The following is a 21,933-nucleotide window of genomic DNA, read 5'->3' as shown; positions in this document are numbered from 1 at the left end:
AAAGGGCTCATGGGAGTTCCAGGTGGATCAGGATTAGGCGGCGCGGCCTTTGCGCGCACGTGCTAATTCCTTTCGAAATACTTCAGCTGGTGTACAGAACTTAAGTAAGCGGCGCGGGAGATGGTTGAGCCGAGATTCAGCTTGACGGGCCAGACTGGGTGTAGCTAGATCGAGTGATTGCCCCTTAGGAAAGTAACGTCTGAGTATACGATTGTGGACCTCATTAGTGGCGCGTTCGGCCGAGCTATAAGGGTGGGCATAATAAGTCTCGGCAACACCCTCAAGCGCAGCCGTTAGCGTGGTGAACTCTGTTCCGTTATCCGCCGTGACTGTCCGCATAACGTCACCGAATTCAGCCGTAATATTTTGCATGGCATAAGCCACAGATTCAGCGTCTTTACCCTCGATCAAGCGGACAATCTCATAGCGCGTTTTACGTTCGGTAAACGTTAATAGGACACTCTCGCTACCAGCACGTTTGCCAATGACAGTATCGATCTCAAAATGACCAAACTCGTGGCGCGTTTCTACTCGCTTTGGCCGTTCTTCAATACTACGACCGAGTAGGCGCTGATGTTGGTGCGAGTGGTGCTGGGTCGTCCGGCGTTTTGTTTTTTCCAGCAGATCAAGGTTACGGATCTCCAATAGTTGCGCATCGATATAGTTGTACAAAGTCTTCGTACAGACCATTTTGGCCGGCTTAAATAACCGGTGCTTACGGGCATAACCAACAGCAGCGTCCGGAGACCAGCCCTCATGGCAGAACTTATCATCAAAGTAGGCTAAGAAGGCCGTCACTTGGCTAAATTTTAATGGACGTCCACAGTTTTGCCGCTTTATTTCATAGCGATTCTGAGCGGCTTCAGGGCTGTAAATTTCAAAGTAGTGTTTCTGATTATTAACGCGTTTAACTTGCGTGACTCGACCACGCTTGAGCTCATTATTGACGGTCTGGTGGCAGACGCCTAATCGAATCGCTATTTGCCGTGCTGAGCATCCTTCAATGTGCCAAGCGGCGATTTGACCGCGTTCGATTTCCGATAAATGGTGACCTTTTGGGCGTGGTGTGATAGACTGTTCTTGCATCAAGACGAAAACTTCTTTCATTGTTTGTTGTAGGAACTTCAATGATACCTGAATTTTTCGTCTTGGTGTTTTTTTTTTTTACCATTTTGGCTGCGTGGCTAACTTAATTATAAAACGCGCGTTTTTATTTTAAATCTAATAAATAATATTTTTTAACGAAAAGTATTTGCTAACGACCCAACGTCATCATTTATAAAGGAGGTAGGCAATTAGTTTTAGGAAAAGGAGAACCAATAATGGCTTATTTAAAGATTATTGTTCCGCTAATTTTAGTTGGTGGGATTTATCTGTTTTGGACAATTAATGATATTTGCCGAATATCACGAACGCATTACTTACCTAAATGGGGTTGGATAGTGGTGACATTGTTAGCAATTCCGGTAGGCGGGATCGCATATTATCTATTAGAACGACGGGAAGGGAGTTGGTAAAATGAGAAATTTAGTAGAAATTCATGATTTAACGGTCCGCTTCAAGGATTTCGCAGCTTTAAAAAAGGTGAACGGTAAAATTACTAACCGTCCGGGAGTGGTGGGTCTGATTGGGCCAAATGGAGCAGGAAAAACAACCCTAATCCACGCTATTTTTGGTCAAGAACCAGTAGAGCATGGACAAATCTTAATCGACCAGACGGCAAAGTTGGCATATTGCCCAGATACTCCCGAGTTTGAAAAATATTTAACTGCTCGTGAAATTTTACAACAGTCACTTCGCTTGGATAATCAACGCATAAATGAAAAACAAATTTTAACTGCGTTGCAACAAGTTGGCTTAGCGGAACACCAAAACCGTTTAGTAGGTGGATTTTCTCGAGGAATGAAGCAACGATTAGGAATCGCCGCTGCCAACATCTTAAAACCCCAACTGCTATTTTTAGACGAACCTACCAGTGCACTGGACCCGTTCGGTCGACAGGCAATGTTGGGTTTAATTAATGAAATAGCACAAACTACCACGGTGGTAATTTCGAGCCATCTACTTAATGATATCCAGCAAATTGCCGAACGATTGCTCGTACTTAATCGTGGAGAAATGATTTTTTCAGGAGCGTTGACAGATTTTATCGCAGGAACGGATGATTCGGTTGAAATATTAGTTAAATCGGTTAACGCTAAGGATCGGGTAGTGGCTGCCTTACAGCAATGTCAAATTGTGGTAAAGGAGATTCAACAACACCAAATTGAGTTTCCAGCACAAGATTTTGAAAAAGGGCTAGGCGAATTAAGTAGGTTAGCTGATGACGTGGTAATGATTAATCGAAGTAGTCAAGACCTTAACCATGCTTTTGAACGGTGGATTCACGCAAAAGATAAGGAGAAAGCTAAATGAAATTAGAATTACGACAGTGGATTCGAAAACAGCGGATGTTTTTAATATTACTCATTGCTGCATTAATGGGGATTGTAGCACCATTATCGGCATATTATAGTGATCAACTGATAGAAAAATTTGGTGGCGGCAGTGCTGCCAGTATTCAGCTTCCATCTCCGACTTGGGATAGTTTGATGACTTCTTACTTCCAAAGTACGGAGCAAGTAGTACTTTTTATCATGGCATATTTGGTTGCGGATGCCTGTACTTTAGGAAAAAATCCCGCACAACAACTTTTTTATTTAACACGTGCCAAAAAGGCTGGGCCAATTTATTTTCCAAAAATGGCGGCAGGATTAATTTGTGTGGTTTTAGGCACGGTAATGGGGGCTGGTTGGGCAGTTTATGTGGATTGGGCTTTCTTTAGCAGCACCATTCGTTTCGACTTAGTATGGCCAAGTTTACTGTTACAAACGTTAGGCATTGTAACGAGTGTTGTTTTGGCAAGTACGATTGCCATATATTCAGGCGCACCATTTTTAGCTGCGGGTGTAATTGAAATTGGCGTTTTAATTAGCAGTCTGTTTAGCCAGCTTAAAGGATTTATGAAATGGTCGCCCACCAACCTTTTGAACCCCACAAATTGGTTAATTCATCCAGTTAGTTGGACCGATTTATGGCGACCTCTGGTACTTATTGGAATTTTAATTGTGGGATGTTTAATTTTGATAATGGCTAAATCATTACGTAACCAACATGCGGTTCGACGAGTTGAAACAATTGCGGAATAAATTACTGTAACGATAGGTATACAAGCAGTTTGATAATGCATATCCATTGCGGGTCAAAGGTGAGAACGGAAGGCATATTGCTTCTTTATTGGCAGAGCGGGTGTTATAATCCGTGGCAAATAACGTTATTAGTTTTATTGAATAGTAGATCTACTAAAATTTTTAGAGAAGGGTTGAGTAGATATGTCAGAAAAATTAACAACGGAGGCTGGACAACCGTGGGCCAATAACCAACACACGCAAACTGCTGGAAATCGCGGTCCGGTATTGATGCAGGACTACAATTTATTGGAGAAGTTGGCCCATTTCGATCGGGAACGGATTCCTGAACGGGTCGTGCATGCCAAAGGAGCTGGTGCGAAGGGGTACTTCAAACTAGAAAATGACATGAGTCCGTATACTAAGGCGGACCTTTTTAACGGCGTTGGCAAACAAACCCCCTTGATTGTGCGCTTTTCCCAAGTGGCTGGAGAAAAGGGCTACCCAGACACGGTTCGCGATGTGCGCGGATTTGCGGTCAAATTTTATACTCAGGATGGTAATTACGACATTGTTGGAAATAATACTCCGGTATTCTTTGTAAACGATCCGCTCAAGTTTCCTGATTTCATCCATTCTCAAAAGCGGGATCCGCAAACTAATCGGCGCACTCAAGACATGCAGTGGAACTTTTGGGCCCATTCCCCAGAATCGTTGCATCAAGTTACTTATTTAATGGGTGACCGGGGGCTCCCAGCATCTTATCGAACGATGAACGGTTATGGCTCTCATACTTTTAAATGGGTTAACCAAAAGGGTGAAGCCTTCTGGGTCAAGTACCACTTCATTTCAGACCAAGGCGTTAAAAACATGACGAATGAAGCTGCAGCCGAGGCCACGGTTAAAGACACTGACTATCTACAAGATGATTTATATGACGCCATTGCTTAGGCGGAGAGCCCATCGTGGACGCTCTACGTTCAGATTTTGCCGTACGAAGCAGGCCTTCACTATAAGTGGGACATCTTTGACGTAACCAAGGTAATTTCTCATAAAGATTACCCATTGATTAAGGTTGGAAAGATGGTGCTAAATGAAAATCCAACTAATAACTTCACGGACGTGGAAGAAGCGGCAATGTCACCTGCTAACTTAGTTCCTGGAATTGAAGCTTCGCCAGATAAATTATTGCAAGGTCGGCTATTTTCATATAAAGATACGCAAAGATATCGTTTGGGAGCAAATTTTGAAGACTTGCCGATTAATCGTCCGGTAGTCCCGGTACACAATTATGAACGTGATGGCGCTATGAAGGCCACGCAGGGACCGGAAGTAAATTATGAACCCAACTCCTTTGACGGACCTACTGAAGATCGGGATGCTTCCATTAAACCTTTCAAGGTGGACGGGGAAGCGCTGGCACAACCTTATGAATACCAGGTTGATTATACGACTCAAGCAGGCGATCTTTATCGCCTAATGTCAGCAGCTGAAAAAGATCGGTTAATCGACACAATTAAAGGAGCTTTAGGCCAGGTTAAATCTGACGAAATTAAACAGCTGGAAATTAGTCAATTTTATGACGCTGATCATGATTACGGCATCCGAGTTGCAAGAGCTTTAGGCATGGACATCAATAAAATTGTTGGTGAAGCAGAACGATAAAGCAAAACCGACGCTCAAATTTAAAAATATAAATAACAAAGATTGGAGGGGCTTTAATCACCATGTGGTAAAGCCTCTTTTTCGAGTACTTCGTAATAAACCGTACTAGTAAGGCAAGGTAGCAACTTAGGAAGCGTTTTTGCAACAAAAATTAGAAATATTGTGGATTCCCCTAAAAGACGGTAACCTTGGTAGATGAAGGGAGGCTTTTAATGATTTACCTTGAGTTTAAATGGGATTTAAAACAAGCAATTGACAAAGCTACCGTTACTCTACACCCCGATAATAAAAAGTACGCTAGCAAAATAACAAGAAGTTTTAACTTCAAAGATCAGGTGGAAGTAATTAATCCCAAAAATGAACGAAGGCTTAAGATTGATATTTCTCAGATTTATCTAATTGAAGCGATGGATCATCTTTCGAAACTTTATACGGTAAATAACCAAGTCTACTATATCAGGGGAAGGTTGAAAGATTTAGAAAAATTGGCGTTGAAAAATTTAATGCGGATTAATAATTCAACGATACTGAATATGGACCAGGTTACCGAATTTAAGAAAGCGACGTATGCACGTATAGAAGTACATACTAAAAATGCGGAAAGTTTCATTGTTAGCCGGCATTATGCTAAAAAAGTGAAGGAGGGGTTAATTTGATAACTCAACTAAAACATACCTTTTTTCAGACGAGCTTTCTGTTCATGGGGTGGTTGATAGTAGTAATTGAGCTATTTTGCCCGCATTTGGAAATGACACCTAGTTACCTATGGCATCTCTTATTAATCGCCATTATTGGCGGGAGTGTATTTGGCGTTATCTATCCGTACATATGGAACTACACAACATGGGGGGCGCTTAGAAATATTGGCTGCACAACATTAATAAATTTTGGCGCACTTCTTGGTGGACTAGGGCTTTTTTCTAGTAAAATTCTTAAAATGGTTTTGCCTTTCTGGTGGGAAATCTTGATACTTACTTTAATACTGCATATCCTCACGTTCTATTATTATCGTAATTACCAAAATCAAAAACTAATTCAGCAACTTAACGCACCACATTCCAGAAATTAATCCTTTAGAGGGTCTTTCTTGTAAATTAACGAGTATTAGTGATAAAATGCATTCAATTAATGATGAAGACGTTTTCACTAAGATGTGCACGCAAGGAGGAATAAAATGGACATTGAATTAAAACGACCGGTATTTACAAATGAGGATTGTATAGCGATTTTAGGGGATTTAATTGCGATTAATTCTACTAACGATCACGAAATTACGGTGGCAAAGTACTTACAAAAATTATTAAAGGAAAATGGGATTGACGCTAAAGTTCTTCGCTATAGTGACACTCGGGCAGATTTGTTAGCGGAAATTGGTTCAGGCAGCCCGGTTCTAGGAATTTCGGGACACATGGACGTGGTTGATGCAGGTGACCCAACTGAATGGACCAGTAATCCATTTGAACTAACGGAGCGTGATGGCCGTTTGTATGGACGTGGCGCGGCTGATATGAAATCTGGCTTAGCAGCTATGGTAATCGCTTTGATTGAAATTAAGCACAACCGCCTGCTGAAGAAGGGGACCATTCGGCTAATGGCGACCTTTGGTGAAGAAGTGGGCGAAGAAGGATCGCAAAAAATTGCTGAAATGGGACTGATGGACGACGTGGATGCTTTAGTGATTGGCGAACCGAGTGGCTATGATCCGGCATTTTCACATAAGGGTTCCTTGGATATTAGGTTAACTTCTAAGGGGCAGTCCGCTCACAGTTCGATGCCCGAGGACGGTAAAAACGCTATTGATCCGTTAATTGAAATTTTGCACGCGGCTAATCACCATTTCCGTGATTCCGCAGTTGAAAATGAATTGCTTGGGCCGTTAACCTTCCACACCACAATTTTTAAGGGCGGGAACCAGGTTAATTCGATTCCGGCAACGGCAGAAGCAGAAATTAACGCGCGGACGATTCCAAATTTTACCAATCAGCAGGTGATTGCTGACCTTCAAAAATTAGTCGATCAGCAAAACGACGCGGGCGCGCAAGTTAAATTGGAAGCCTACATGACTCAGGATGCGGTGGAAACAACTGGAAAAAGCCGGCTGATGGAATTAATTCAACGAGTCGGTAGCGAATTTCGTGGTGCGCCAATTAAACCAGGGGTGATTCCGGCGGTCACCGATGCTTCTAATTTGCTAAGGGATAAGGATGAAAGTTTTCCATTTGCGATTTGGGGGCCGACCGGTGACGGAGTTCACCAAGTTGATGAATACGTTGAAAAGGACCTATATTTAAACTTTATTAAGATGTATATTACGGTATTTACGCAATATCTAACTGCCCAAAAAGACTAGCCAATTAAGTAAAGAGGAAGACAAAAGTTGGGTAGTTTAGGAACATTTACTGAAAACTGACCATTAAGCCTGAATTTGGTTTAATGTGATAATCCCTTTATGGTTGTCAGATGAAATAACATAATTCATCTGATAATCATGGAGGGATTTTTGAATGTCTAGATCTAAGTACACAGCATTAGAAAAATTAAATTTTATAAATGAATTTAACCAATCGAATATTAGTCAAAGAGCATTTGCTAAATATCATGGTCTTCGAAGAAGCACTTTTAAGGATTGGTTAATACGCTACGAAACCTTTGGTATTAAAGGTCTGATGGAAGTTAAAAAAAATAATAAATATTCCACTGACTTTAAGTACACAGCGGTTATGGCATATTTGAATGGTGAAGGTACCCTTAGTGAATTAATGAGTAAATTTGGATTACGTTCATGTAAGCAACTAATTGACTGGATTAACAAGTATAATGAGGATAAAACTTTAACGGCTACGCCGTTTAGGAAGAAGGTCCCCGTTATGAGTCGTAAGACAACTTTTGAAGAGCGAATAGAAATTGTCGAGTGGATTACCAAAGGTAAACATTCGTATGCCGAAGCAGCTGAGCACTTTAAGGTATCATACCAACAAGTTCGCTCATGGGTTATCAAAGCTCAAACTGGTGGTTATGAAAGCCTCGCAGATAATCGTGGGCATCGTAAACCAACTACAGAATTAACCGAAACAGATAAATTAAAGCGCGAAAATCGGCAACTCAAGGCACAATTAGCTGAGAAAAAAATACTTGAAGAATTCGTAAAAAAATACATGGAACTTCAGCGCAGGGGGTGAAAAAGCAACATCGGTTGATTTATCAAGCAATTAAAGAAATCAGTCAATATCACTTTGGAGCAGTATCGCTTCTTTTGAGGAATGCAGGTTTAAGCCGACAGGCTTATTATAAATTTCTAAAACGCAAAGAAACGGATTGGGAACGGCAAGATCAACAATTAAATAACCGTGTACAATATTGGTTTGATTTTCATCATCAAGGTATTGGCGCTGGAAATATATTAGTTAATTTAGAAAAAGATAAGCTGATTGATTTCCCTGTGACCACTAAAATGGTCCGTCGTGTAATGCGTAAATTGCGTATTAGATGTCAGATTCGACCGAAGAAACATAATCGAAACAAACAAAACGAACAATATATCCAAGACAATTTATTAAATCAAAATTTTGAAGTAAACAAGCCAAACGAAGTTTGGTTAGCAGATTCAACTGAATTATCTTATGGAGTAAACAGTGAATATAAGGTACGCCTTAGTGGCGTACTAGATTTATACGGTCGAAAGTTACTTACATATACCTTAAGCGAAACAGAAACTAGCAAATCACAGGTACAACTATTTAAGCAGGCGTTTTCAATGGTAAGTTGTGTTCAACCGTTAATTCATACTGACCGTGGATCAGCCTACACCTCCGGAACATTTAACAATTTTCTTAATCAATTCAACATTAAACGAAGTATGTCACGTCCTGGAACTCCGTATGATAATGCTCCGATGGAGCGATGGTGGAATGAATTTAAACTACGTTGGATGGAACGGCATGAAACACCTAAAACTTATCAAGAGCTGATTAAGTTAGTTGAAAGTGGAATTGAATATTTTAATCATTATGATCGATCAACAAAAAGAAACGGCCTCACTCCAGATGAATACTGGAATGAAGCCGTTTAGTAAGCCGCCTAATTTTATATTATTTCATCTGTCAACTTGACAGGGCCTAGTACATAATGGTCGTTTTTGGATTGAACCGAAAAATTGACTTTTGCTTCTATGATAGTAAAGGCAACATTCCAGCCTGATTTTCCAAAAAATCCATCCTTAAAAAGGATTACTTTATTTTTTCTCAGCCTCTTTTTATTGAAAAAATTACTTTACGATTCAGGAGAAAAGGGCGCTTTTCTCCGAACTACCTGTTACAGAGGGTTTTTATTTGAAAAATTTACTTATTAATGGTAACCTCTAACTTTAGTTTAGTAGTTATGTTAATTGAACGGGGTTTTGGTATTATAGATAAGTGCTAGACCAATAAATGTTTAAGGGGATTTGAGAATGGAAAAGAAAACGCGCAAAGATTATGGCGCGGCTGGTTTGTTACCATTACTGATTTTTTTGGTGCTGTACGTAGGCTGCTTAGCGGTCTTTACGATTAAAGGTGCCAAGGATCCGTCTTCGTACATGCCACGACAGGTAGCAATTTTAGTGGCGTTGTTGTTTGCTTTAATTTTCTTCGAACCGCGGGCAAAGTTTGCCAAGAAAATGAACATCTACCTAAACAACGCTGGAAACGCAGGAGTAATGAACCTTTCCTTGATTGTAATGATGGCGGGGGGCTTTTCTTCAGCCGTAGCAATTTCGGGAGGGCAGTCTTCAATCGTTAATTTAGGAACTTCGTTGATTCCAAGCCAATTTCTGGTACCAGGAATCTTCTTGATTGCGGCAATCATTTCACTGTGTATCGGAACTTCTACGGGAACGATCGTAACCATGGCGCCAGTGACCTTTTCGCTAGTAGCAGCTGCACACCTAAACGCAGGAATGGCTGGGGCAGCGGTAATCACCGGTTCGTACTTTGGAGACGGACTTTCAATGATCGGTGGAACTACCATTTCAGCGGCAGCGGGAGTGGGCGCAAGAATGCGTGATAAGTTTTTATGGCAGATTAAAATCGCCGTTCCAGCAGCGGTAATCACGATTATTATTTATACTTTAATGAGTTTAAATAATAGCAGTGCTAGCAATATTCATGCTGGCAGTTATAACGTAATTACCATTTTGCCTTACTTAGTAGTTTTAATTTTGGCCGTTATGGGAATGGACGTAGTGTTAGTGCTAGCTTTGGGAACCGTAATGGCTAGTGCAATCGGGATGGCACTGGGTAAAGCCTCCCTGTTTGCGTGCGCAAAGGCGATTGGTAGTGGAATGGAAAGCATGTTCTGGCTAGCAATCTTTGCGATGATGGTTAACGGAATGGTTGCATTAATGCGACACTATGGCGGAATTGATTGGATGGTCCACGTGTTCACCCGGCATATCAAGAGCAAGGCAAGCTGTGAAGCCCTCATTGGGATTTTGAGTTTCTGTGTTACCGGTGCAATCGTTAATAACAATATTTCGGTTTTGATTACTTCACCGATTGCTAAGGAATTAGGTGACCAATACCAAGTTGATAAGAAGGTGCTCGCCGGAGTGATTTCCATTTTTGCGGTTACGGCCTCGATGGTCATTCCTCAGGACTCCGCGATGATGATGACCCTTCAACTTGCGGGGAAGAGTACGAACTACTTAGACTTGATTCGTTACATGGTTTACCCAGTGGTCTTGATGGGCTTGACGTTTATCGTTAACTATATCAACGCAAAACGTTCTGCAGCCTAGAAATATTTACTAAATAATTTTATAAAAGATGCCTAAAAAAACCACTTGATTAATTTCAAGTGGTTTTTGTGTGTCTAGGATTAATTTGCTACGGTAAACCGCTTCGCGTTTTAGGGATAGTTTTACCTAAAAATTCAGGGTCGAACTTTTTAAAATAATTTATCACTATCGTCATTATTCCAGATTGCAAAGGCCAGTATTTGCCATAAGACTACCGCTAGTAAGAATTCAGGCTTGAAAACTAAAATAATGATCAACAAAATGGTCTGAATTAGCATATATTTTACGTTGGTGAGGTATTGGTAAATTTTCATTTTCCTAATGTCGTGCGCTTTTTTATATTGTTTCCTTTTCAGGTCGTCATTAGAAATCACGTAGCTTAATATGAGGTAAGCGGCGGTCCAGATGTAAAAGACGATGGCGTAAAAGATTTCGGGACCCTGGGCTTTTAAGTCTCGCCCAATCCAGGCGGTTGCCATGGGGATAAAGGAGGTCGTGAACATCCAGAAATTATTTGCCCAATAAACTCTTTTAGAAATTCCCGAAGTTTTACTAAACATGTAGTGGTGGCTGTACCACGCAACCCCAATAAGTAGATAGCCAACGGTATATGAAAAGAGGTATGGCAGTTCGCTTAAAATAGCACTCAGTTGGTTAGAATCGGGCACTTTAAGTTCTAAAATCATAATTGTTAAAATTATTGCTAAGACTGCGTCAGTAAATGCTTCAACTCTTGCTTTATTCATCGTAATTTCCTTTCTTGCCTAATAAAAATTATACAGCACAAAGGAATTTTTGCTAATGATTCCATCTTTTATGTGGAATTATTAGTCGTACAACACTATTGCAGCGGCAAACTATTGTGGTTACTTTGACGGGTTATTTTTTACAAAAGTTAGTTACAATGCATATTATTTGTATATAAAATGAACATTTGTTACTATTAGTGCAGTGAAGGGGGGCGTAATAATGGGAATTATTTGGACATTAATTGTAGGAGCTATTATTGGTGCAATTGCTGGTGCGCTTACTAGCCGTGATTTACCAGCTGGTTGGATTGGTAACATCGTTGCTGGTTTAGTAGGTGCTTGGTTAGGCCAAAGCTTACTAGGAACTTGGGGACCATCCTTAGCTGGAATGGCACTGATTCCTTCGATCATCGGAGCTGTAGTACTAGTAGCTGTTGTATCTTGGTTCCTTCAAAGCCGTAAGAATTAGCAATTTTTTAGTTATTTATATTTTAAATAGGGACGATCCGCAGGGGGTCGTCTTTTTTTATGCTAGAAAAAGATTTTATTCGCCGGAATATTTTGGACAACGTAGGTCATTATTTTTGTAATGATAAATCGAAAAATGGTATCATTTCTTACAAATATTAGACGTTTGATAACGGCTTACTAGATAGGAGAATATAAATGAGAGATGCAGGGCGAGTTTTAGCGATTTTAGTCGCGGCAGTGGTGATTATTTTTGGGTGGAAGTACTATCAGGACAATTATCAAGCGGAAACAGCTTACGCAGTGGTGCCGAATGAGGTTCCAGCTAAAAAACAAGCTACCGACGACAGCGGGAAGAAAATATCTGGTGTGCATGCTTACGACTATAAATTTGAGTTTGTCTTAAAAAATGGCGAAAAGCGTACGCTAGATTATGAGTTAACGGGAGAAAAGGTTAAACCGTTTACTCCTAACGCGGTCGTTAAGGCTGAGATTTCGAAAAAACGGGTAATAAAGGGACCTAACGAGATCAGCAAGGATAAGGTACCTAACAAGGTACGTAAAATTTTGAATATCGATTAAGGATGTTTTTAACTGATGAGCTGGAGAGAGGCTTGAACAAAGTTAAAGAAATATTTTTCAAGGATTCTCAAAAAGCTATTTTGGTATTTTGGCTCCAATAGAGGCAAAATATGTGCTAAAAATCAGTTAGTTTTGCTTAATCAAAAAGCGACCGTTATGCCAATTCATAACGGTCGCTTTTCAGTTAATTCTCGCAAACTAGCCGATTTTTGTCTTACACGCTTTTAATTTGTTATTTGAAAAATTGCCGAGCTTTTGCTGATCGGGTTTCCTTGATTAGGGTAATCAAGTTGGTCCAATCTGCAACTGTTGGAAATGATTTCCAAATCAGCTGTGGAATTTTAATTTTGTAAGAATACGTATCTGATAAGAAGAGATCGGATTGTGGTTCTAAATGATTAGTCAAAATTACGTTATTTCCATATAAGGATTTTAGCGTATTATCAACGTACTGGGAATACGGTTCTACAATATCTGTTGTTGGTAATAGAATTATCTATTGCTGATGACAGATTTTTTGTATGCTTAGGTATATAAAAAAACGGACACTCACTGTCCGTTCAGAAAAAATCAACCACGACGAAGATTTTCAGAAAGAAGTGAATGTCCTTATGTGTAATGATACTACTAAGCTTTTGTTAGGTATAGATGATAATCATATAAAAATTAAAAATGGTGCTCGAAAATGTGATGGAGTTATTCGCTTGGAAGGCACTTTAGATTACAAGCCGATGGCTTGTCCCAAATGTGGCATTATGAATAATGGACAGATTATTAGGTATGGGTGGCGGTTGACCACCGTTCGCTTTGCTAAAGCTCTTGGAAATGATACCGTCTTGAAGTTAAAGCGCAGATACTTTCGCTGTAAAGAATGCCAAACTAATTTTCTAGCACAAACCAGTCTAGTTCCCAAGCACTGCACAATTTCTAATCCAACCCGTAAAGCTTGCCTAGAAAAACTTGCTGAACCAGTGTCTTTAAAACATATTGCTAATGAACTTTCGACATCCGACTCCTTTGTTGGACGTCAACTATTACGAGCTGAACGCGATTTTAAGCCAAATTTTCACTGGCTTCCAGAAGTAATCTTGATGGATGAAATCAAAAGTACTAAAACCGCTACTGATGCCATGAGCTTTGAATTCATGGACGCCAAAACTCATAAATTAATTGATATTCTTCCTTTTCGGACTATCCAACGACTAGAAAAACACTTTAAACGTTATGATCTAGCGGCCAGGGAAAATGTCAGAATCATTGTCACAGATATGAACTATACATACCCAAAGTTGACTAGAACTATCTTTCCAAATGCGATTGTCGTCGTAGATAAGTTCCATATCGTCAACGCCCTTAATCGGGCGTTTAATAAGACTAGAGTTCGCATAATGAAAAAATTTGCCCCATCTTCCCGTGAATTTAAAGCACTTAAACGCTATTGGAAATTATTGCTAGTGCCTCATGAGCAGTTAGATTTTGAACAATTTCATAAATGGACTTATTTCCCTTACTGGGTCACCGCCAAAGATATTGTAGATCGGCTGTTAAATCTTGATCCCGCTCTCAATCAAACTTACAACGTCTTAAATAAACTTCAAGCTGCACTTAAACACAAAGATTGGAACAATTACAATGCCGCCTTTTGGAACACCGAAGGTTGTTCTGAAGAAATGCTTAGTACGCTTAAAATGCTTCAAACTCATCATGATGAAATCCATAATACCTTCATTACACAACACTCAAATGGACCTTTAGAAGGATTAAATAATAAAATCAAAGCTATTAAAAGAGCTGGCTTTGGCTACCGAGGTTTTTTTAAGTTTAGGATTAGAGTACTTTACGTTTTCCGCATACATACTAAAAAAGCCCTAATCACCAAGTGATTAGAACTTTCAAAATTTAGTTTACCAACAACAGTTGACGAAGAGCCGGGAATACAGGCTGCCCTTTGAAAAATCAATCACCACTCTAACCCGGTCGCGACTGTATTTAGCGGGAATGTTATTAGCTAATGCCAACATGTAACCATAGTACAAGTTGTACTTATTAAGATGGTATTTTTTAAGCTCGGGTTGAGCAGCAAGTTTTTGCCAAAATTGCTGAATTAAAATATCAAACGTAGGATAGTTTTCTCGTAAGGTATGGATTGAATTTTTGTAAGTTGCGTCTAGTAGTTCCGCGTAGTACGAAAATAATTTTAAATTGACGTTAATAAGGTCTTTTCTTAAAGATTGTTCAACTTCCAACGGAAAATCCGCTAAAATATTAAACGATTTGATCCAATTTAGAAAATCATCCGTAATTTTATTAACTAATTGATAGTTGCACGTATCCTTTGGAATCCCCGCATAATCTAAGTAATCTTGATTTAATAAAAAACCGTACAAAAAAAGCATTTCCGAATGGGTTAGCTTAAAGTGCCAGCCTAGGGTTTGCTTTAAAACGTGATAAATTTTGTCGTAGCGTTTAACATTAAGCGGATGAGGCGCTGAAAAACGAACATACTTGTGGTTATTATGGCGTAATATCCAAATTCGTAGAAATATTGATAATTTAAATTTTTCGCCATGTTGTAATTGATGTTTAAAAAAGGGCGTTAAGCTATCAAAAATTCCACTTATTAATGGATCTAGTTCGGGGAAGGGCTCTTTTAATCCCTTATAAATTTGTTCGTATAATTCAATGATTTCTAATCGAATCTGAAATTCCCGGTCTTTACCAGTTTGGATTGTTAAGTTATTAAACTCATCAGTTAGTAATTGTTTAACTAAAGTTAGTTGACGATAAAAAACGGCGCGACTCGAGAAAGCCTTGGGAATATATTTTTTGGGTGTAACCAAATCGTTATAAAACAATAAATATTCCATAGCACGAAAAGCGGTCGACCGTTCAATATAATGTAATTTGACTTTGTCGACAATGATTTGAAAAAGATTATGCCCGCTCCAAATTCCCTTATATGATTTTTCACTTATGTAAACACTGTGGTCATTAGCAGTAATTGTTTGTAAATCAGCATTCAGAGTAGCGATGGAAGCCTCAATTTTGTACGGAGTCGTGTTGAAGATTTCAGCTAACGAGGAGGTACTAATTGGTTTTACGTTATTCTGACTAAAAAATTGTAATAATTGATACGCAAGCAAATCGCGCTTGTTCATTAATTTGGTAGAATCTATGGTTAGCTCCTCCTTAATATTTACTGTTACATATAATTATACACGATAAATGCTTAATCAACGGAAAATGTTTTCGATAACGGATATTTTAGGAGTGCTATATTTACGTTATTCGGTAAAATGTTTTAAAAATAGTACTAAATAAACTTTATATAGGCATAAAGATTAGCTAATTTCACTTAAAGAAGGAGGTGCGGTTATATTAATTTTCTGAAACCGCTAAAGAGTTTAATTAACTAGAATTAAGCGATTTTAAAATAATTAAAAGGGTGTTATTATTCGTGAGTAAAGTTCATGATAAAATTAAAAAAAATACTTGATTGGTGTTGCGGGTTAATAATTCATCTGATATAATAAATGCTGTTATGGAGAGTTGGCAGAGTGGTAATGCACCGGACTCGAAATCCGGCGAACCGGTTAATACCGGCGCGCAGGTTCAAATCCTGTACTCTCCTTATTAGTACCCTTTTAGAAGGTTTTATGAAACGTCGCAAAAGTGGCTGACACCTTGGAAACACTGGTGTTAAGCCACTTTTTTGTTAGATAGAATAAAATGAGAATATTATATGAAAAATGCACTTCGGTGCTACTCCGGTGCTATAAAATTTTTCGCACATTTTTTGAATTCAGTGAAATCTTATCAAGTGATTTTTCGATACGTAGATCAGCTTTTTGTTTGTATTCGTCAATTAGATATGAATATACTCGACTGGTTGTTGATATATCAGAATGGCCTAATCGCTTTGATATGATAAATAAATCAACGTTTTCGGATAAGAGATACGCCACATGCGTATGACGTAACGAATGAAAGTGAAAACTAGGTTTATCGATTCCACAATGGGCTAATGATTCCCGGAGTGTTTTATTTACTGCGCTGGAAGAGGGCACCGTACCATATTGATTAGTGAATATCTTGGTGCTACTGCTCTTAGGTTTCAGCTGTTTCAGTAACTGTGCTAAATCGTCGTTAATCTTAATGATTCGCACTGACGATTCGTTTTTAGTTGGTTGGAATTTTTGTTCTTCATCATTCCAAGACCGTCGAATAGAGATGGTATTAAAGGTGGTATTGATATCTTTCCAGGTCAAGGCTTGAATTTCACCTAGACGAGCGCCAGTATAAATCGCAGTTAGAATCATGTACTTGCTTGTAAAATGCTTATTTAAACTACTACGAAGATAAGTGGATAGAGTGTTCATCTCATCAATGTTTAAATAATCAATTTTGCGAGTTTTGCTCTTGTTGAAAACCATGGAAACGCCGTAGACAAAATCTTTTTCAATGGCTTTATCGTAGAGCGCATCTTTGACACAAGCATGAATCAACGAATTAAATTTAGTTACGGTGGACTTAGCATGCTTCTTGCCAAAGACATTGATGAATCGCTGGTAATCTTTCCGGGTGATCTCGCCAACCGGTTTTTTAGCAAGTAACGACTTCTTTAAAACGTGATATAGTTGCATGTAAGTAGCTTTAGTCCGATTAGTTACTGAGGGTTCTTTATACGTTAGGTACCAATCATAAAAATAAGCAGGAAAATAAGTTTCGCTATCAATATCCCGTTTATTTAACTGGAAATCTGCGGCCCATAATTCTGCCTCGGATTGCGTTTTAAAATTATACTTGCTTTTGTAGTGACGTTTTCCCTCCTCATCTCGCCAGGTTATCCTAGCAGTCCATTTTCCATTTTGTTTTTTAATACTTGCCATAAAAGCGAACCTCCGTTCTGTTGTTGGAAGCAGGCTTCAATGTTAAAATAAGCGTACATTAAAGGAGCCACTTCCGTGGTTTTTCTAATTTGGTAGTCACATCCCAAACTTTGGTCGGTGGGGGAAGTGGCTTTTTTGTTATGTAGTTAACTTAATTATTTAGCTACTATTTTTTTCAATTAAGGGTATAACATAGAGTGTATCGAATATGCATTTCCTATATTATTAAAGTAAACATGTTGTATAATAGCGTTATTAGTTTTACAGTTAGGAGGACTAGTTCTATGAAACCAACAATTAGCGAGTTACTGAAAATAGCAATTGCAACTATATTATTTTTACTTGCATTGGTATTTAGTATTGGAATTGGCTCCTTTACAGCAGAATGGGTTAATCAAACAGTTACTGTTCTTACTACTATAAGTGCTTATAGTATGTGGCTTTTAAATCATTCCAACACAGTATATATTTTATGGAATAAATTAAAATTAAAGATACAAGGCGACACCGTAAACTGGACGAGTACAAATAAGTTTAATATAGAAAAAAGTTGCAATTTTAAGGAGTTGGTTCAAAAATATGTAGCTAACTACAACAATAAAAAAAATGGAACTCGTATGAAACTTTCTCCTAGTAATTCTGAGCATAATTTACACGTGGAAATATTTGATAGTAAAAACAATAGAGACCTAAAATTTATACTTGCAAATGGCGCAGATTATAATCAAATAAAGATTTTGTATACTTCTTCGATGGCGTATAAAGATTCCATTAATGAATTTTCGGTTTTTTTAAACTTTATTAGTGAATTTCAAAAAATTGCGGATTATTCAGCTGATAAAGATGTCTTTTTAAGTAGTGAGCTCTATTCCGTTACATTAAAATTTATTAAGTTTAATCCTTTCTACCATTTTTCTATAAGAAAATTGGATGAAGAAAATATAAACGATTTTAATCTTAATTTTGAAGATAGTTATACTAATTCATCCATAAAAATAAAACCTAGAACATTAACAATAACTTCTAAGAATAAAGAAGATATTGAAAAGTCTTTGGATAAATACGTTATTCTGTCAACTATTGAATGATAGCTACATTAAAGATGACACTTGTTTATAAACATCAAATGATAGTTGCAGATATGGCAATGGTGTTTCAGGAGTAGCTGCAATATAATTGTAAGAAACAATCGCGCCCTTTTTAGAAAAACCGATAGTTCTTTCAACCCCAGCTATATCGAATTGAGAGATAATGTAGGTAGCATCCTCATTATTTAAAGCATTATTAGCTTCATCATTTTGATCGACTTCGTCCCCAAAAAATGCTTTACTATCAACTATGTCATCCTGTACTTTAAACCAAACGCCTTTAGTTATTGATTCATTAGATCTAATTGCGTTGAAATTAAAGTTCACTAGCGAAAGTTCAATTTTATCAGGATATGATGTTTGTAAGTCCTTTAAGAATGCCCTTATCGTACTCGTCGCACCAGGTACAAACAATATATGTTCACTTTCAGACAAATATAGTCTAAAATTTTCTGATTTTTTATATGAATCTACAACTGAACCGTCATTTAAAATAATTTGTTCCTCAAAGGTTCTATAAAAATTACAATCAAAAATTTTAAAAGCAGTACCTGAAATTATTCGAGAATCACCAGGATTCGAAATATTACCAACGTCTGTACCTTTATGTTGAATTGTTAAAGAACCATCATCCTCTCGGATATTAAATTTTGTGTATTTTCTTAATGACATTGATTTCATAAATAATCACTTTCTTTCTGCATCCATATTGGGATGCTTTTTTAATTCCCACATACAGAGTCGGACTGTATCTAGTCACCGGAGTGGAAAGAGGATATCATCTAAGCTGAGGGCTACCAAGTATGATTAAAAATAAGCCAATGCAGATAAAGATAATTCCCCAAAACATCTGCGTAAACATACTACGATCACCAAAAAAGAAACGTAAGATATTTAAAGTTCGACCAAGAGTTATTATTAATGCTCCAATAAAAAATATAATTATTCCAATGATAGCCATAATACTCGTTTCCATAAACTATTCGCTCCTTTGTAAATAAAGTATTAATGTAACGCGGTATAGAATGTAAAAAATCCTAAGAAAATACCAGGGATGTTAGCTGCAATGATCGGCCAATCACGTTCTAACATCTTACTTGGCGGTTAGGGGATGTGGCTTTTTTATTTTATTGCTGATTGTCTAATTCATTTTGCCTTTGGATTTCTCCGGAACTTTTCATTCCACGCGGAGTCGAATCTAGAGCTTCTTTTTCGGACATGCCGTCATGTTGCATCTTATAGGCTGCTGGTGACATGCCATATTCATTTACAAAATCAGTCAACGATTGATTAGGATTGGATGAAGCAGCAACTTGATTTTGCTTTTGACTATTGGCAGCTACAGAACTTTGGGCAGTACTAGGTTGGCTTTTCCGTGAAGCACTTGCTTGAGCTACTTGCGATGACGCACTTGATGCATTCGATGAACTAGATGAAGTAGATGCACCTAGTCCTTTAACTGAGATAACTTTCTTACCAATAGTCTTAAATTCTGGGTTTTGGAATGTAACAGTAACATCATTGTCATTAGCCAGAGTAAACATAATAGCTGCGTGCGTAGTTTTGCCTGCTAATAATTTGTCTTGTAGACCGTCATTATATTTTTGCAGTGGATCATTGCCGTTCTCGTCGTATGCATTCATCCCTACACTTAAATTCTTATCAGCGGTGCCTGTTTTTTGGTAGGCGTGGACAACCATGTAGATATTAGATGGGTCTTGTTCTTTTTTAGAGTTGTTAGTTATATCGCAATACATGACCAATACTTTTTTGCCTACGGTAGCAGAATCACGGATTTCAGTTTTAGTAAATTTATAAGTTTCAATTCCCGCATCAAAAATATTATTTTTGTACGTCCACTTACGCTTAGACGGATCAGTCTTTTTTGATGTGGCTTTTTCCACTTTTGATGAGCTACTAGAATGATTAGTAGCCACATTCGAGTTCTTGTTCTCACAGGCGGCTAATATAATCGATGATATAAGTACTACTCCCAATGTTAGTGATTTCTTCATTCTGATTTCCTCCAATTATTAATTTTGACCAGTAAATAACAACTCACCAAGCCCGTCATCAGCCTTTTTATCATATTTGTATACTTTAGTAGTAGCTCCGTCTGCTGAATCAACGCGAACTAGTAATCCATAATCCGTCTTCCAACTATACATGGTTTCACCGGTAGCTAGGGGTATCTTTTTATAGGTACTTGGCATACTCTCTAAATGTTTTGTACTCCTTTTTCCAAATGCTTGAGCAGCCCCTTTTAATTGCTCTTGTTTTTCTTTTTTCTCAGCATTTTTCTTGTCAACTTGTTTTTGCAGTGATTTGTAATTACCACCAATAACTTTATTGTCAACTAGATAAATGTCCTTTTTGCCGTAGGTTAAGTTACGGGAAGTTTGAAAATCAGGCTTACCAAGCTCTTTGATCACTTCTTTCTTAGTCATTCCAAGTTTAATGTTAGAAAAGCGTGATTGTTTTGACGTAGAAACTTTTTCCGTTTCTACAGATTTGTTAGGTTTTGCGGTACTATCTTTACCGAAATATCCAACCACAAAAAATGAGATTATAGCAATTACAATAGACACGTTTCTATACTTTTTATTTGGAGACTTTTTCCAAAAGTACCAAGTAGCAATTAATGCTATTAATAAAATAACTGTAAACGATGTTACCATAGCGAACACTCCTCCAAAATGTGTACAGCTTTTTTAGCCATCAGATTATTGGGCAATTATTTTAATCATATATGATGTTTTTAACTAGAGGTTCGAACCACGTCGGTAAATGAAACTCATTCATAAAGTTAAGCCAATTTCGCTGCTCCTTTGGGACTTCGGCATAAATTAAACGTGAAATTATGTGAATGGCACGTTCGTTGGTTTCACGTTCTTCCTTATTTCTTATGTAAGGAGAAAAAGTGTAAAGAAATGTTGGCGGTGAAAATTGGATGTGGCTAATTTCGTGGGCAAGCCGAAAAGACACACTAATATCGCTCTCAAAATTTTTATTTACATTAATAATTCTTTGCTTGCAAAATGCGACGTCTGGGTCGCTGGAATTTCCTTCAATTTCTGTAATCTTAATCCCCGCCTTGTCTGCAATATAGATAAGACGTGCTAATAAATCATCATGTAAATCATTGCGCATAGACTATTCACCACTGTTTTTATTGGCTCTAAGCATTGCTAATAGAGCTTTTTTGTATTCTTCCGATAACGGCTTACCGTCGAACATAGCTATACCTTCCTCAGATAGAGCCTTGTCTAAGTCAACAGGCTCATTGGTGGTAGAGGATTTCTCTTCTTTACCTAATAAATAGTCTACAGATACACCTAGAACATTTGCTACAGCTTCAACTTTATCAATAGAAGGTGATTTTGTTTTCCAAGAATATATAACATTTGGCTTAAATCCCGCTTTTTCGTTTAGCTGAGCAAGACTTAATCCTCTTTTCTTTGAAATTTCTTTTACTCTGTCAAACATTGTCATAATAACGTTTCTCCTATGTTTGATGAGAAAAAAGTAAACTTTAGTTATAAAAACACTTGC

General features: G+C 38.0%; 23 protein-coding genes, 1 tRNA gene and 1 pseudogene. 15 read left to right on the top strand and 10 right to left on the bottom strand.

Features of this window, described 5'->3' with window-relative positions:
- Positions 1–33 precede the first annotated feature (33 nt).
- Positions 34–1,107 carry an IS30 family transposase gene (locus NL111_RS06160; protein ID WP_128212102.1) on the bottom strand — a complete coding sequence of 358 codons (1,074 nt, stop codon included), beginning with the start codon at positions 1,105–1,107 and terminating at the stop codon, positions 34–36.
- A 215-nt stretch (positions 1,108–1,322) separates the two neighbouring features.
- On the opposite strand from NL111_RS06160, the gene NL111_RS06155 reads away from it, so the two are divergent.
- From NL111_RS06155 to NL111_RS06110, 10 genes and pseudogenes are all read left to right on the top strand, one after another.
- Positions 1,323–1,517: a PLDc N-terminal domain-containing protein gene (locus NL111_RS06155; protein ID WP_002831937.1), complete on the top strand. Its 195-nt coding sequence runs from the start codon at positions 1,323–1,325 to the stop codon at positions 1,515–1,517.
- 1 nt (position 1,518) lies between these two features.
- Positions 1,519–2,415, top strand: a complete 897-nt coding sequence (locus tag NL111_RS06150) for an ABC transporter ATP-binding protein (RefSeq protein WP_270515287.1) — start codon at positions 1,519–1,521, stop codon at positions 2,413–2,415.
- Positions 2,412–3,188, top strand: coding sequence for an ABC transporter (locus NL111_RS06145; RefSeq protein ID WP_270515286.1), 777 nt, complete (start codon positions 2,412–2,414; stop codon positions 3,186–3,188). Before NL111_RS06150 ends, NL111_RS06145 begins: the two co-directional genes overlap by 4 nt.
- Positions 3,189–3,371: 183 nt before the next feature.
- A pseudogene (locus NL111_RS06140) lies at positions 3,372–4,832 on the top strand (catalase).
- A 212-nt stretch (positions 4,833–5,044) separates the two neighbouring features.
- Positions 5,045–5,488, top strand: a complete 444-nt coding sequence (locus NL111_RS06135) for a LytTR family DNA-binding domain-containing protein (RefSeq protein ID WP_270515285.1) — start codon at positions 5,045–5,047, stop codon at positions 5,486–5,488.
- A complete protein-coding gene (locus NL111_RS06130) occupies positions 5,485–5,901 on the top strand; it encodes a hypothetical protein (protein WP_005917328.1) in 417 nt (138 codons plus the stop codon). Before NL111_RS06135 ends, NL111_RS06130 begins: the two co-directional genes overlap by 4 nt.
- A 105-nt stretch (positions 5,902–6,006) precedes the next feature.
- Positions 6,007–7,182: an ArgE/DapE family deacylase gene (locus tag NL111_RS06125; RefSeq protein WP_270515283.1), complete on the top strand. Its 1,176-nt coding sequence runs from the start codon at positions 6,007–6,009 to the stop codon at positions 7,180–7,182.
- Between the two features lie 154 nt (positions 7,183–7,336).
- The gene (locus NL111_RS06120; RefSeq protein WP_004165838.1) at positions 7,337–8,011 is read left to right on the top strand and encodes a helix-turn-helix domain-containing protein; all 675 of its coding nucleotides are present in this window, start codon (positions 7,337–7,339) and stop codon (positions 8,009–8,011) included.
- The gene (locus NL111_RS06115; RefSeq protein WP_128688300.1) at positions 8,008–8,901 is read left to right on the top strand and encodes an IS3 family transposase; all 894 of its coding nucleotides are present in this window, start codon (positions 8,008–8,010) and stop codon (positions 8,899–8,901) included. Before NL111_RS06120 ends, NL111_RS06115 begins: the two co-directional genes overlap by 4 nt.
- Positions 8,902–9,279: 378 nt before the next feature.
- Positions 9,280–10,605: a Na+/H+ antiporter NhaC family protein gene (locus NL111_RS06110; protein WP_128211878.1), complete on the top strand. Its 1,326-nt coding sequence runs from the start codon at positions 9,280–9,282 to the stop codon at positions 10,603–10,605.
- 149 nt (positions 10,606–10,754) lie between these two features.
- On the opposite strand, the gene NL111_RS06105 is transcribed toward NL111_RS06110, so the two are convergent.
- Positions 10,755–11,351 carry a TMEM175 family protein gene (locus tag NL111_RS06105; RefSeq protein WP_002830442.1) on the bottom strand — a complete coding sequence of 199 codons (597 nt, stop codon included), beginning with the start codon at positions 11,349–11,351 and terminating at the stop codon, positions 10,755–10,757.
- 223 nt (positions 11,352–11,574) lie between these two features.
- On the opposite strand from NL111_RS06105, the gene NL111_RS06100 reads away from it, so the two are divergent.
- From NL111_RS06100 to NL111_RS06090, 3 genes are all read left to right on the top strand, one after another.
- Entirely contained in the window at positions 11,575–11,823 is a 249-nt protein-coding gene (locus NL111_RS06100; RefSeq protein WP_002830441.1) for a GlsB/YeaQ/YmgE family stress response membrane protein, read from the top strand.
- A gap of 197 nt (positions 11,824–12,020) precedes the next feature.
- Complete coding sequence (locus tag NL111_RS06095; protein ID WP_002831931.1) at positions 12,021–12,404, top strand: YxeA family protein; 384 nt, start codon at positions 12,021–12,023, stop codon at positions 12,402–12,404.
- Between the two features lie 611 nt (positions 12,405–13,015).
- On the top strand, positions 13,016–14,287 hold the full coding sequence (locus NL111_RS06090; protein WP_502929582.1) for an ISL3 family transposase: 1,272 nt from the start codon (positions 13,016–13,018) through the stop codon (positions 14,285–14,287).
- A 21-nt stretch (positions 14,288–14,308) separates the two neighbouring features.
- Here NL111_RS06090 and NL111_RS06085 read toward each other — a convergent pair whose 3' ends face one another.
- Positions 14,309–15,562 (bottom strand): BglG family transcription antiterminator, encoded by a 1,254-nt coding sequence (locus NL111_RS06085; RefSeq protein WP_285110060.1) that lies wholly within the window; start codon positions 15,560–15,562, stop codon positions 14,309–14,311.
- Between the two features lie 385 nt (positions 15,563–15,947).
- Between NL111_RS06085 and NL111_RS06080 the strand changes: the two genes are divergently transcribed.
- Positions 15,948–16,035, top strand: a tRNA-Ser gene (locus NL111_RS06080).
- 142 nt (positions 16,036–16,177) lie between these two features.
- Here the strand turns inward: NL111_RS06080 and NL111_RS06075 are convergent.
- Positions 16,178–17,293, bottom strand: a complete 1,116-nt coding sequence (locus NL111_RS06075) for a site-specific integrase (RefSeq protein ID WP_285110059.1) — start codon at positions 17,291–17,293, stop codon at positions 16,178–16,180.
- Positions 17,294–17,577: 284 nt separating this feature from the next.
- Between NL111_RS06075 and NL111_RS06070 the strand changes: the two genes are divergently transcribed.
- Positions 17,578–18,381 carry a hypothetical protein gene (locus NL111_RS06070; protein ID WP_285110058.1) on the top strand — a complete coding sequence of 268 codons (804 nt, stop codon included), beginning with the start codon at positions 17,578–17,580 and terminating at the stop codon, positions 18,379–18,381.
- A 3-nt stretch (positions 18,382–18,384) separates the two neighbouring features.
- Here NL111_RS06070 and NL111_RS06065 read toward each other — a convergent pair whose 3' ends face one another.
- From NL111_RS06065 to NL111_RS06040, 6 genes are all read right to left on the bottom strand, one after another.
- Positions 18,385–19,062, bottom strand: a complete 678-nt coding sequence (locus NL111_RS06065) for a hypothetical protein (RefSeq protein WP_159209602.1) — start codon at positions 19,060–19,062, stop codon at positions 18,385–18,387.
- A 97-nt stretch (positions 19,063–19,159) separates the two neighbouring features.
- The gene (locus NL111_RS06060) at positions 19,160–19,357 is read right to left on the bottom strand and encodes a hypothetical protein (RefSeq protein ID WP_005917307.1); all 198 of its coding nucleotides are present in this window, start codon (positions 19,355–19,357) and stop codon (positions 19,160–19,162) included.
- A gap of 151 nt (positions 19,358–19,508) precedes the next feature.
- Positions 19,509–20,396, bottom strand: coding sequence for a DUF5067 domain-containing protein (locus NL111_RS06055; RefSeq protein WP_285110057.1), 888 nt, complete (start codon positions 20,394–20,396; stop codon positions 19,509–19,511).
- An 18-nt stretch (positions 20,397–20,414) separates the two neighbouring features.
- Positions 20,415–21,059 carry a hypothetical protein gene (locus tag NL111_RS06050; protein ID WP_285110056.1) on the bottom strand — a complete coding sequence of 215 codons (645 nt, stop codon included), beginning with the start codon at positions 21,057–21,059 and terminating at the stop codon, positions 20,415–20,417.
- Positions 21,060–21,120: 61 nt separating this feature from the next.
- Positions 21,121–21,531: a hypothetical protein gene (locus NL111_RS06045; protein WP_195918524.1), complete on the bottom strand. Its 411-nt coding sequence runs from the start codon at positions 21,529–21,531 to the stop codon at positions 21,121–21,123.
- Positions 21,532–21,534: 3 nt separating this feature from the next.
- Entirely contained in the window at positions 21,535–21,873 is a 339-nt protein-coding gene (locus NL111_RS06040; protein WP_285110055.1) for an XRE family transcriptional regulator, read from the bottom strand.
- Between the last annotated feature and the right edge of the window lie 60 nt (positions 21,874–21,933).

The sequence above is a fragment of the Pediococcus sp. AC40 genome, assembly GCF_030252485.1.
GTDB lineage: Bacteria > Bacillota > Bacilli > Lactobacillales > Lactobacillaceae > Pediococcus > Pediococcus acidilactici.
Note: the sequence above shows the minus strand (reverse complement) of the source record. Positions and strands in the feature narration are given on the sequence as shown.